Here is a 12440-nt window from a genome sequence, read left to right on the forward strand (position 1 = left end):
CAGTTCGTAGAATCGTCCAGACTCCACCCTCAGGCCTCGCGCCTTCCCGTTACAAGCACTCATGTCGAATCCGGCCTATTTTCACCGTCAGGCGATCGCCGAACCGGGACTTCTTGCCCCCAGCCACTCTCCTGTGCACTTGCGGGCAACCGCCCATCTATATGGCGTGACGGCGCCCGCGCTGGAACATGCGCGGGTGCTCAGCCTGGGTTGCGGCACGGGCGAAGGCCTGTTCCCCTTTGCCCTGGCCTACCCAGAGGCCCAGGTCATCGGCATTGATGCCTTGGAAGCCGCTATCGGGCAGGGCCAACAGATGGCGGCCTCGCTGGGCTTGACCAATGTCACGTTGCTGGCGCAGAGCTACGACGACCTGGCGCCGGAACAGGGCCAGTTCGACTACATCATCGCGACGGGCCTATATAGTTACCTGCCGCCCGAACATGCCCAAGCCTTGCTTGAGCGCTGCGGCGGGCTGCTCACGCCGAATGGCGTCCTGTATGTGGATTACCACGTCTACCCAGGCGCCAAGGCGCAAGAAGTCGTTCGAGACGCCATCCTGTTGCATGGGCATGCCGCGCAGTCGCAAGAGCAACTTAGAAGCAGCGCGGCCGCTGCGCTGACGCTGTTCACGGAAGGCGTCTCCGGCGCCAATCCGATGGCGAATCAATTGGCCGTCGTCGCCGCCCAGGTCCAGCGCGCCTTGGACGGGCAGGTGCAAGCCAGCGTTGACCCGTTCTCCTGCAACCCCTGCTACTTCATCGAATTTGCCGGACGCGCCGCACAGGCGGGCCTGGGCTATGTGGGGGATGCCCAGGCGCTGGCGGAAATTCCGCTGCACATGGGGCAGAACGTCTCGTTGACGAATAGCCTGCTGACGATGGGGCAGCCTGCGACCGTCAAACAGCAATACCTGGACTTCGCGACGGGACGCGGATTCCGCCAAAGCCTGTTCACCACGCAGGCAAACGCTGAACAAACCAAGCCCCGTCCCGATCTGGCCCGCATGAAAGACCTGCGCTGGGCCAGTGGCGCACAACGTCTTGCCGCCAATGGCCAGGAACAGGGAGCCACGTATGTGAACCACCTGGCCCGCGGCCTGGTGACGACAGAACCGCATATGGTCAGGCTGTTGGACACGCTGTGGCACGCCTGGCCCGGGACCTTGCCCTACACGACGCTGGTTGCCGTGTTCATGCATGCGGAAGGGCTGGATGATTCGGCGGCCCGCAAGCTGCTGGACAAATCACTGCTGACCTTGATGGAGCACGACCTTGTCCACTACTGCCTGGATGCCGGGCCGTACGATCGCGACGACGACGCCCCCACCCGTCCGCTGCCTTGCGTCGCGGTCTCGGCGCCTGCGCCGGGTTCGGATCCGGCGCCACGCTGCTTCAACCTGTGGCACGAGCCTGTCAATCTGGTTCTGTCGGAAAACCAGCGCGAAATGGCCCGCCGCCTTGGCGAAGGACTGTCGCTGCTACAGGTGAATACCGCCCCAGCTTCAACCGAAGTCGGAATCATCCAGGATACGTCGACCCTGCTCGAATTCCTGGGCTTGCTCAAACGCTATGGGCTGTGTCAGGGCTCGGCGTCGTCCTGGGCGTCGATGCTTGGCAATGCCCTGTCTGCCAGCGGCGGCCAGGCGCAGTTCTTCGGGCTGTACAGCGGCGCCTTGGCCCGCCAGTGCCTGAACCAACGGATACTGGCCGCCAATGCGATGCGAGGCGGGCTACCCTCCTCTGCCGAATCCATGGCGATGCGTATCCAGGACCTGCTGAACGAGCGCCAATTCGACAAGGCAGAGGCCTTGGCCCGGCAACTGGCCAAGACGGTGCCGGGCGCGTCGGCCGCGTGGGAACCGCTGGCCGTCACGCTGTGCAATACCGGGCGTTTCCAGGAGGCGCTCGCCCCCGCGCTGCAGATGCTGGACCTGGCGCCGGCCCGGGCACAGTGCTACATCATTCTGGCGTCTTGCCTTACCGCGTTGACGCGCACGTCTGAAGCGATCGGCACCGCGCGCCGCGCGGTGGAGCTTGCCCCCAAGGATGCGAATGCCCACGGCGTGCTTGGCGATGCGCTATGCGCCGAGCTGCGCTACAAAGAGGCGCAGGCAAGCTGCCTGACCGCCTTGGCCTTGGACCCTCTTCAAGAAAAGGCCAGGACCAATCTCAGCAAGATCCTCATGGACCGAGGCGACGCCGAAGGCGCGGTCGCCGCCGCAAGGGCCGCGGTATCCATTGCCCCCAAGGCGCTTATTCCCCACAACAACCTGCTGTTTGCCCTGAACTACTCGCCGAGCGCCAGCGCCGAAGAAGTGTTCGAGGCCTACCGCCAATACAATCGTACGCACTGCGAAGCGCTGCGCGCGACGTGGCAGGCGCACACGAACAAGCGCGATACGCGCCGCCGCATTCGCGTGGCCTACGTATCGCCGGATTTTCGCCAGCATTCGGGCAATTACTTTATCGAGCCCCTGCTGGCCAACCATGATCGCGAGGCCTTCGAACTCTGCGCCTATGCCGAATTCGTGGCGAAAGACGCGGTCACCGCGCGCTTTGAACGCTACTTCGATCAGTGGACGCCGACCGCGGGCATGAGCGACAGCGCGCTGGCGGAGCGCATCCGCGCCGACGGTATCGACATTCTTATCGATGTTGCCGGCCACACCGGCGGCAACCGCCTGGGCGTGTTCGCCCGCAAGCCGGCTCCGGTTTCCCTGACCTGGCTTGGCTTCGGCTACACAACCGGCCTGAATGCCATCGACTACATCATGAGCGATGAAGTCATGGCGCCCACCGGCTCCGAAGCCTTGTTCTCGGAAAAGCCCTGGCGCCTGGCCGACACCAATTTCATCTATCGCGCGGGCACCACGATGGGCGACTGCGGCGAGCTTCCCGCACTGAAGAACGGCTACATCACGCTGGGCAGCCTGACGCGCGCGATCCGCATGAACGACAAGGTGGTGCGGGTGTGGTCGGATATTCTTCGCCGCCTGCCCAATGCCCGCCTGGTGGTCAACAGCAACAGCTATCGAGACGGCCCCATGCGTGAAGAGCTGGCCGGCCGCTTCATGGCCCAAGGTATCGAGCGCGAACGGCTGCTGATCGGCTGGGAATCGCCGCCATGGAATGTCCTGCGCAACATGGACATCGGCCTGGACTGCTTCCCGCACAACTCGGGCGTCACGCTGGTGGAAACGCTCTATATGGGCGTGCCCTACGTCACGCTGGCCAGCCGCCCCAGCGTTGGCCGCATCGGCAGTTCCGTCCTGAACGGCATCGGCCGGCCGGAATGGATCGCCCAGACCGAAGAGGAATACATCCAGAAGGTCGTGGCCCTGGCCAGCGACTTGCCGACGCTGGCCCGTACTCGTGCCGGCCTGCGCGCTGAGATGCACGCCAGCCCCCTCATGGACGAACCCGCGTTCGCCCGCAAGTTCGAAACCGCCCTGCGCGGCATGTTCAACACCTGGTGCGAATCCCAAGCATGAAAGCCATCATTCTTGCCGGGGGCCTTGGCACCCGGATCTCTGAAGAAACCCATACGCGCCCCAAGCCGATGATCGAGATCGGCGGGCGGCCCATCCTGTGGCACATCATGAAAACCTATTCCGCCCACGGCGTGAACGACTTCGTGATCTGCTGCGGCTACAAGGGCTACATGATCAAGGAGTACTTCGCCAACTACTTCCTGCACATGTCGGATGTGACCTTCGACATGGCCGACAACCGCATGGAAGTGCACCAGCGCAAGGCCGAACCCTGGCGCGTGACGTTGGTGGACACCGGCGAAAACACCATGACGGGCGGCCGCCTGAAGCGCGTGGCGGACTACGTGAAGGAAGACGAGGCGTTCTGCTTCACCTATGGCGACGGCGTGGCCGACATCGACATCAGCGCCCTGATTGCGTTTCATCGCAAGCATGGCAAGGCGGCCACGGTCACCGCCGTGCAGCCGCCTGGACGCTATGGCGCGCTGCGCCGCGAGGGCGACCGCGTGACCGGTTTTACCGAAAAGCCGCGCGGCGATGGCGGCCTGATCAACGGCGGCTTTTTTGTGTTGGCGCCCAGCGTGCTGTCCCTGATCGATGACGATGACACAACCTGGGAAGCCGGCCCACTGGAAACGCTGAGCCGCGACGGCGAACTGCATGCCTTCGAACACCTGGGCTTCTGGCAGCCGATGGACACGCTGCGTGAAAAGAACCTGCTGGAATCGCTGTGGAGCACGGGCAAGGCGCCATGGAAAGTCTGGTAAGCCCCAACGCCGCGTTCTGGCGCGGCAAGCGCGTCGTGCTGACCGGGCATACCGGCTTCAAGGGAAGCTGGCTTGCTTTGTGGCTGCATCGCCTTGGCGCACGGGTTACGGGTATCGCCCTGCCCCCCGCCAGCGAACCCAGTCTGTTTCAAGCGGCCGGCGTTGGCGACCTGATCAAGAGCTGCTACTGCGATATCCGCGACGCCGCCGCGCTACGTGAACACGTCGTGGCCGCCCAGCCCGAGATCGTGCTGCACCTGGCCGCGCAGGCCTTGGTGCGGCCCAGTTACGCGCAGCCGCTGGACACGTTCGCCACCAACATCATGGGTACGGCGCACCTGCTTGATGCGCTGCGGGCCACGCCGTCCACGCGCGTGGCGGTCATGGTCACGACCGACAAGGTCTACCGCAACAACGAATGGCCGTACCCGTACCGCGAAAGCGACACGCTGGGCGGGCACGACCCCTACAGCGCCAGCAAGGCAGCCAGCGAACTGGTCATCGCGTCGTACCGCGACGCCTTCCTTCAGGCCCAGGGCGTGTCGATCGCGACCGCGCGCGCGGGCAATGTCATCGGCGGCGGCGACTGGTCAGTGGACCGGCTGCTGCCGGACGCAGTGCGTGCCTGGCAACGCGACGGCGAACTGCACGTGCGGCGGCCGGATTCCGTGCGGCCATGGCAACATGTGCTGGAACCGCTGGCGGGCTATCTGACGCTGGCCGAAGCCCTCTGGGGTAACCCGGCGCTGGCGGACGCCTACAACTTCGGCCCCGACGCCACCGAGGCGGCGGCGGTGCGTACCGTGGTGGACCTGGCGCAAGACGCCTATGGCCGCGGACGCACACGCTATGCCGAGCACATCGACGGCCCGCACGAAGCCGGCCTGCTGACGCTGGACACCGCCAAGGCGCGCGCCGCCTTGCAAGTCACGCCGCGTTGGCCGCTGGCACAGGCGGTAACGCGCAGCATGGACTGGTATCGCCGCTTTGACGCGGGCGAAGATGCGCTGGCCCTGTGCCACGCCGATATCGATCTGTACGAGGCGCGGCCATGAGCCTGGACATTATCGACACGCCGTTGGCCGGCCTGAAGATCGTGCAACGCCATCCGCGTGGCGACGCGCGCGGCTTTCTTGCCCGCCTGTTTGACGGCGCCGACCTGCGCGCCTGCGGCTGGGACGGGGCCATGGAACAAGTCAACCATACCTACACCGCGCAGGCCGGCACCGTTCGCGGCATGCACTACCAGTTGCCACCCCATGCCGAGATCAAGCTCGTCAGTTGCATCCGCGGCGCCGTCTGGGATGTGGCCGTGGACGTGCGCCGGGGTTCGCCCACCTTTCTTCAGTGGCATGCCGAGCGCCTGTCCGCCGACAACGGCCGCGCGCTGTTGATCCCGGAAGGCTTCGCTCACGGTTTTCAAACCCTGACCGACGACGTCGACATGCTCTATTGCCATTCCGCGCCGTATGCGCCCCAGTCCGAGGCCGGCCTGCACTGCCAGGACGCCCGACTGGGTATCGCCTGGCCCCTTCCCCTTACCCAAGTGTCCGAGCGTGATCAGCAACATCCTCGCCTGGACACTGCATTTCCGGGAGTCGCACTGTGAAGTGCCGTCATTGCCAGGCTGAATTGCGCCTGCCTTTCCTGGACCTGGGCCACGCGCCCCCGTCCAATGCCTACCTGAGCGCCACTGCCCTGCGCGGCCCCGAGACCTGGTTTCCGCTGCGCATTCTGGTGTGCGAAACGTGCTGGCTGGTCCAAACCGAAGACCACGCCGGTCGCGAAGCGTTGTTCACCGACGACTATGCCTACTTCAGTTCGTTTTCGTCTTCCTGGCTGGCCCATTCGCGCCGCTATGTGGATGAGATGATCGGCCGGTTCGGCCTGAACGCCAGCAGCATGGTCACCGAAATCGCCGCCAACGATGGCTACCTGCTGCAATACGTGCAGGCGGCCGGCATCCCTTGCTATGGGGTCGAACCCACGGCCAGCACCGCGCAAGCCGCCCGCGAGCGCGGTATCGACATCGTGCAGCGGTTCTTTGGCGTGGAACTCGGCGACGAGTTGGCCGAACAGGGCCGCGCGGCGGACTTGATCGCTGCCAACAATGTGCTGGCGCACGTGCCGGACATCAATGATTTCGTCTCCGGCTTCGCGGCGCTGCTCAAGCCGCAGGGCGTGGCCACGTTCGAATTTCCGCACTTGCTGCGCATGGTGCAGGAAAGTCAGTTCGACACCGCCTACCACGAGCATTACTCCTACCTGTCTTTGACCGCCGTGTCGCGGATCTTCGCCGCCAACGGGCTGGCGGTGTTTGACGTAGAGCCTCTTTCCACCCACGGCGGCAGCCTGCGCGTCTTTGCGCAACGCCTGGACACCGGCAAGCATGAGGTCACCGCCGACGTGGCGCGCACCTTGGCCGAAGAGCAGCAGGCCGGCATGACCAGCCCCGCCTTCTATTCGCGCTTCCAGGAACAGGCCGAGCGCGTCAAGAACGACCTGCTGGCCTTCCTGGTGGAACTGCGCCGCAGCGGCAAACGCATCGCCGCGTATGGCGCGGCCGCCAAAGGCAACACGCTGCTGAATTTCGCCGGCGTGCGCCCCGACCTGCTTGCCTACGTGGTCGACCTGAACCCCGCGAAACAAGACAAGTACCTGCCCGGCAGCCACATTCCCATCGTCGCGGAAGCCACGCTTCGGGAAGACAAGCCCGAGTACATCCTGATCCTGCCGTGGAACCTGAAGACCGAGGTGTCGGCGCAGCTGGACTACGCGCGCCGTGAATGGAACGCGAAGCTGGTCACGGCCATTCCATCCTTGTCCATCGAGAGCGCGGCGCAGTAATGCACAAACAGCCGGACAGACAACCGGACAAGCCGCCGGTCACGGTGTTGGGCGCCACGGGCTTCATCGGCCGGCATCTTGTCGCGCGCCTGCGCGCGGACGGCACGCCTTGCGAAGCGCCGCCTCGCCAAGACCGGTCGCTGTTGACCCGGCCCTTGGGCCACGTCGTCTACGCCATCGGTCTGACCTCGGATTTCCGCAGCCGGCCGTTGGACACCGTGGAGGCACATGTCTGCCTGCTGCGCGGCCTGCTTGCGGCCGGCAACTTCGATAGCCTGACCTACCTGTCCAGCACACGGGTCTACGCCGGCTCTGCCGATACGCGCGAAAGCGCCACGCTTGCCGTCAACCCAAATGACCCGAGCGACCTCTACAACCTGTCCAAGCTCATGGGTGAATCGCTGTGCCTGCACGGTGGCCGCAGCGGGGCCAAGGTGGCGCGCCTGTCCAACATCGTGGGCCTGCGCGATACGCCCGACAGCTTTATCGACCAATTGCTGGAAGAAGGCGCGCGCGGCAACGGCATTACGCTGCGCACCTCGCTTTCTTCACGCAAGGACTATCTCTACATTGACGACGCGGTGACGCAAATACTGGCTATTGCGCAATCAGAAGTCGCCCGCGGCATCTTCAACGTGGCGCATGGCGCAAGCGTCGACAACCGCGAAGTTGCCCACTGGTTGCAACACACGCTGGGCTATCGCTGCAACGTGGCGCCCGGTGCACCCGAATGGGCCTTTGCCGATGTAGACGTGAACCGCATCCAGGCGCTTTGCGGCGTTGCGCCGCGCGCCTTCTCCGACTATTTCCCGAATTTTCTGGCGCAGTACCGCCTGCACAAAGGAATCTGAATGTCCTACCTTGAAACCACGCCCGACGCGCACCCCGACTACCGCCAGGAAAAAGAAGCCCGCATTGCCGGCTTCGCCACCGACCAGGAATTCCGCGAGCTGTCCATTGCGTGGCGCCAGATGGCGCTGGAACGCAAGTACATGAACAACTTCTCGTGGGCCGGCCGACCGCTGATCCAACTGCCCATGGACGCCATGGCAATGCAAGAGCTGATCTGGGCCGTGAAGCCGGACCTGATCATTGAAACGGGTATTGCGCACGGCGGTTCGCTGATGCTGTCGGCGTCCATGCTGCAATTGCTGGGCGTGGGCGAAGTGGTGGGCGTGGACATCGAGATCCGCGAGCACAACCGCAAGGCGATCGAAGCGCATCCGCTGGCACAGCGTATCCACCTGATTGAAGGGTCCAGCATTGATCCCGCGACCATCGCTCAAGTGCGCGCACATGCCGAGGGCAAGAAGAACATCATGGTCTGCCTGGATTCCAACCACACGCACGAGCACGTGCTGGCGGAACTGAATGCCTACGCCGATCTGGTCAGCGTCGGCAGCTACTGCGTGGTCTTCGACACCTTCGTGGAAGACATGCCGGCCGACTACGAATGGCCGGGCCGTCACTGGGGCAAGGGCAACAACCCCAAGACCGCAGTGTGGGAATGGATCAAGCAGCACCCCGAGTTCGAGATCGACCGCTCGGTGGAAGACCGCCTGCTGGTCACGTCCGCACCGGACGGTTTTCTGCGCCGCAAGGCCTGAACCGCCGCTTGAGCCGAAGCCATGATCCTGATCGACCCCACTGCACGCGTTTCGCCCCTGGCCGACATCGAAGACTCCACGCGCGGCACGCGCATTGTGATCGGCCCCAAGGCTGTCGTGGATGCCTTCGTGAAAATCAAGCCCGCCGGCGGCTCGGGCGATGTCGAGATCGGCCCGGAGTGCGTGATCAATTCGGGCTGTGTGCTGTATACGGGCCACGGTATTCGCATGGGCGCGCGCGTGGCGGTTGCCGCCAACTGCACGTTCGCCCCCGCCAACCACGAGTTCCGCCGCCGCGATCTACCCATTCGTGAGCAAGGCTTCCGACCAAGCAAGGGCGGCATTGTCATCGAGGATGACGTCTGGATCGGCGCCAACTGCGTGCTGCTGGACGGCGCCATCCTGCGCGAAGGCTGTGTGATTGCCGCGGGCACGATTGTGCGCGGCGAAGTGGCGGCATTTTCGATACAGGGCGGCAACCCGATGACCGTACTGGGCTGGCGCGAAGAAACTGGCGCCTGAAGACGCCTGACGCAACGACACAACGGTAGGAACATCATGAGCACCACGCAGCGAGAACGCTTTGAAGAAGACGGCTACCTTGTCCTGAAGGACTTCTGGCAGCACGGCGAACTCATCGAACTGGAAACGCAACTGGCTGAATTGGGCCAGCGCATCGTGGGCGCGCAGTTCAACCCGCGCGACTTCGGCCAATACGAACTGGAGCCCGCCACGCAATCATTGCTGTATGACCGGCTGAAGTACCTGCCCGCCCTGTCGAGGATGTCGGGTAGCCCGACCGTCCATGACCTCTGCCGCGACCTGGGCTTGACGCATCCTTCATTGATGGGGTGCTGCAACATGCGCCTGGACAAACCGGCGGACTCGCGTCACTTGTTCGCCTGGCATCAGGATTCGCTGTACCTGCTAGGGTCGGAAAATGCCGTCACGCTGTGGATTCCGTTTCAGGACGTCAACCTGGCGTCCGGCACGATCCAGGTCATACCTGGCAGCCACAAGCGCGGCCTCTACCCCTTCAAACGTATCAGCGACAAGGTTATCGCACCTTACGTGCCGTTCCTGCAACGCGATCTCAGCCTGGATGTGGAAGTGACCGAGACGCCGGAGACTATCACCGCCGAACGTGGCGACGTCGTCATATTCAAGCAGATGCTCCTGCATCGAAGCACGCCCAACCTGGGTGAACAGATCCGCTGGACCACGCAATTGCGGATCACCGATCTGGCTGATGCGGAGTACCGACGCCAACGCTTTCCCACCGGCGACCGCACCAACATTTTTTACGTCGACTATCCCGGCCACAACGCCCAGCAACGCCGAGAGCAAGAATCCGAGAACGCAGCCACATGAACGACACTACTGACCCCTCCCGCTTTCGCCAGGACGGCCGCAGCACTGGCCGCGAAGTGAATTACCGCGCCGAATTGGGCGACTTCTTTGGTGCCGCACGAGGCAGCGCAGTCGAGAAACTGGAGAACTTCCCCTGTTTCGTGCCTCGCCAGAGCATCGCGCGCTTTCTGTGCTTGTCCGAACTCTTCAAGATGGCGCTGCACGTGCAAGGCGACGTCATGGAATGCGGCGTGAACTGGGGCGGCGGCCTGATGACGTTCGCCCAATTGAGTGCCACGCTTGAACCCGTCAACCTGCAACGGCGCATCGTCGGCTTCGATACATTCTCGGGCTTTTCGGGCATAGCCGAGCAGGACCAGCATGCCGTGATTCAGACGACCGAACGCCGCATCAACGGATATGAAGCAGACAGCTTCAACGACCTTCAACGCGCGATCGAGCTATTCGACGGGAACCGCTTCATCGGGCACATTCAGAAGGTCGAATTGGTGAAGGGTGACGTCGCTGAAAGCGTGCCGCGTTATCTAGCGCGCGAACCGCAGACCGTGGTGTCGCTGTTGCACCTGGACCTGGACCTGTACGAGCCCACCAAGATCTGTCTCGAACACTTCGTGCCGCGCATGCCGAAGGGTGGCGTCATCGTCTTCGACGAATTGAACAATCGCACCTGGCCGGGCGAGACGCTGGCAGTGATGGAAAAACTAGGCTTGAACAAGCTCAGGATTCAAAGATTTACCTACGAACCGCACGTAAGCTACGCCATCCTTGAGTAAGCGTCGCCGGCAGCCAGCCTGTCGGCCAATCCTCACCAAACCGCACTTTTTCCACGCTATTCCCCTTTTGAGGTACTTGCCGCTTCCCTCATAATTGCCGTCGCACCGCTTTTGTATCTATATTTTTCAGCCCCATGACCGCCACGCCCCCCGATCCTTTCGCTACGCAGTACGACAGCACGACGGATCCAGATGCCACGGCACCGGTCGATGATGCGCAGACCCAGCGTCTGCGCGAAGAGAACCGCGCATTGCGCGAATTGCTGGCCGCCCAGGTGCAGGCCATTGCTCCCACGCCCCCACCCGCCAAATCGGGCTGCCTGCGCCGCATCGGCTGGGCGCTGATTTCGGCGCCGGGCGCCGCGCTGGTGGGTTGGCGTGCCCTATTCTGGCGCGAGGATGCTCCACCGATGACCGGGCGCCGGGTCGGTTCGGCGACGCTGACCGTGCTGTACACGCTGGCCATCTATGCTGCGTTGGTGCTGCTGGTGGTGTCCTGGAATGCGCCGAACAATGGCATCGCAGGGCCTGGCACGACGGGTGCGGTCAGTTCGGGCCGCGTACCGCTGACGCGCCTGCCCCTCGTGCCCGCTAACGAGGCGCCCAGCGATTGGGATACGTCAGGGGCCCCCCCTGTACTGAGTCCGCGCACGCAAGACGCGCCGACCGCCAATCCGGAACCCGACAAGGCGCCGCACGTCGCGCAGGCGGCGCCCGCGCCTGCCGCCCCGGAAGAAACTGGCACGGCTCCGGCCGATGGGCACACAAGCGAAAGTCCGGCCGCGAACGACGCATCAGGCGCGACATCGGCCGCGGCATCAAGCACGACATCAACCGCGCCGCAGCCCACGCTGCACATTACCGAGATTCCGGCGGAAAACCCCTTGGCCTGGGTCGATACCCTGAAAGACGCATTGGCGCGTTGCGCCGAGCTGGGTTTTTTTGAACGACCGAATTGCGCGTGGGAAGCACGCAGGCAATTCTGCGAGCCGAATCAGGGCTGGGGCGTCGTGAAGGAATGCCCTGCCCGGCCCTGACTTTGATTAGCCTGGCTTTGATTGGCCTGACTTTGCTATCCCTACCTTGATCAGGCATCAACTCACGCCCCATCGCTGTCACATCCCGGCCACGTAAAAACCCGACAATTCTTTGCACCAAAACCGCAAACCTGCGTAATAATGCGACATGTTTGATTTGGCTAGGTCACATCGGCTTCGCCGTAGCGCCTGCCGCCAGCTTTCCTCTACAAGGACACAAACCATGGATTCCATCAGCAGCACCGTCAACGCCGCCCTGGCCTTGCAAGACGTGAACCTTACGCAGGAAGTCCAGGCCCGCGTGCTGAAGAAGGCGCTGAACGCGCAAGCCGACACCGCGCTGACGCTGATGCAGTCCGTCGCCCCGATGGCCGTTGACGCCACGCTGGGCTCGCGCATCAACACGCACGCCTGATCGCGAACACCTGAACTCCGCGCCGCCCAGCACAGGGCGGCATCGGATAAAAAAAGCGCTGGTCCTTTTACAAGGCCAGCGCTTTTTGCATTGCGGCGTCAGTGTGTAAGGCGGCGCATGCGACGGCAAGCGC

At 63.6% G+C, this 12440-nt stretch carries 12 protein-coding genes; all 12 read left to right on the forward strand.

What is annotated here, in order from left to right:
- Window positions 1–61: 61 nt before the first annotated feature.
- The 12 genes from WBR68_RS24110 to WBR68_RS24165 all read left to right on the forward strand — a co-directional run bounded on the left by WBR68_RS24110 (window position 62) and on the right by WBR68_RS24165 (window position 12307).
- A complete protein-coding gene (locus WBR68_RS24110) occupies window positions 62–3490 on the forward strand; it encodes an O-linked N-acetylglucosamine transferase family protein (protein WP_230695450.1) in 3429 nt (1142 codons plus the stop codon).
- On the forward strand, window positions 3487–4257 hold the full coding sequence (gene rfbF, locus WBR68_RS24115; RefSeq protein WP_230695451.1) for a glucose-1-phosphate cytidylyltransferase: 771 nt from the start codon (window positions 3487–3489) through the stop codon (window positions 4255–4257). The genes WBR68_RS24110 and rfbF overlap by 4 nt, the downstream gene beginning before the upstream one ends.
- The gene (gene rfbG, locus WBR68_RS24120) at window positions 4242–5312 is read left to right on the forward strand and encodes a CDP-glucose 4,6-dehydratase (protein WP_230695452.1); all 1071 of its coding nucleotides are present in this window, start codon (window positions 4242–4244) and stop codon (window positions 5310–5312) included. Before rfbF ends, rfbG begins: the two co-directional genes overlap by 16 nt.
- The gene (locus WBR68_RS24125; protein ID WP_050448976.1) at window positions 5309–5866 is read left to right on the forward strand and encodes a dTDP-4-dehydrorhamnose 3,5-epimerase family protein; all 558 of its coding nucleotides are present in this window, start codon (window positions 5309–5311) and stop codon (window positions 5864–5866) included. The genes rfbG and WBR68_RS24125 overlap by 4 nt, the downstream gene beginning before the upstream one ends.
- Window positions 5863–7104 (forward strand): methyltransferase domain-containing protein, encoded by a 1242-nt coding sequence (locus tag WBR68_RS24130; protein WP_230695453.1) that lies wholly within the window; start codon window positions 5863–5865, stop codon window positions 7102–7104. The genes WBR68_RS24125 and WBR68_RS24130 overlap by 4 nt, the downstream gene beginning before the upstream one ends.
- Complete coding sequence (locus WBR68_RS24135; RefSeq protein WP_230695454.1) at window positions 7104–7955, forward strand: NAD-dependent epimerase/dehydratase family protein; 852 nt, start codon at window positions 7104–7106, stop codon at window positions 7953–7955. Before WBR68_RS24130 ends, WBR68_RS24135 begins: the two co-directional genes overlap by 1 nt.
- A complete protein-coding gene (locus tag WBR68_RS24140; RefSeq protein ID WP_127184298.1) occupies window positions 7956–8711 on the forward strand; it encodes a cephalosporin hydroxylase family protein in 756 nt (251 codons plus the stop codon). It abuts the gene before it with no gap.
- Window positions 8712–8732: 21 nt separating this feature from the next.
- Window positions 8733–9233 (forward strand): acyltransferase, encoded by a 501-nt coding sequence (locus WBR68_RS24145; protein WP_230695455.1) that lies wholly within the window; start codon window positions 8733–8735, stop codon window positions 9231–9233.
- Between the two features lie 36 nt (window positions 9234–9269).
- Window positions 9270–10082 carry a phytanoyl-CoA dioxygenase family protein gene (locus WBR68_RS24150; RefSeq protein WP_230695456.1) on the forward strand — a complete coding sequence of 271 codons (813 nt, stop codon included), beginning with the start codon at window positions 9270–9272 and terminating at the stop codon, window positions 10080–10082.
- Window positions 10079–10855, forward strand: a complete 777-nt coding sequence (locus tag WBR68_RS24155; RefSeq protein WP_230695457.1) for a TylF/MycF/NovP-related O-methyltransferase — start codon at window positions 10079–10081, stop codon at window positions 10853–10855. Before WBR68_RS24150 ends, WBR68_RS24155 begins: the two co-directional genes overlap by 4 nt.
- Window positions 10856–10989: 134 nt before the next feature.
- Window positions 10990–11892: a hypothetical protein gene (locus WBR68_RS24160; RefSeq protein ID WP_230695458.1), complete on the forward strand. Its 903-nt coding sequence runs from the start codon at window positions 10990–10992 to the stop codon at window positions 11890–11892.
- A gap of 223 nt (window positions 11893–12115) precedes the next feature.
- Window positions 12116–12307, forward strand: a complete 192-nt coding sequence (locus WBR68_RS24165; protein WP_050448982.1) for a putative motility protein — start codon at window positions 12116–12118, stop codon at window positions 12305–12307.
- Window positions 12308–12440: the final 133 nt, after the last annotated feature.

The sequence above is a fragment of the Achromobacter sp. JD-1 genome, from assembly GCF_038594925.1.
In the GTDB taxonomy this organism is placed as follows: domain Bacteria; phylum Pseudomonadota; class Gammaproteobacteria; order Burkholderiales; family Burkholderiaceae_B; genus Achromobacter; species Achromobacter spanius_C.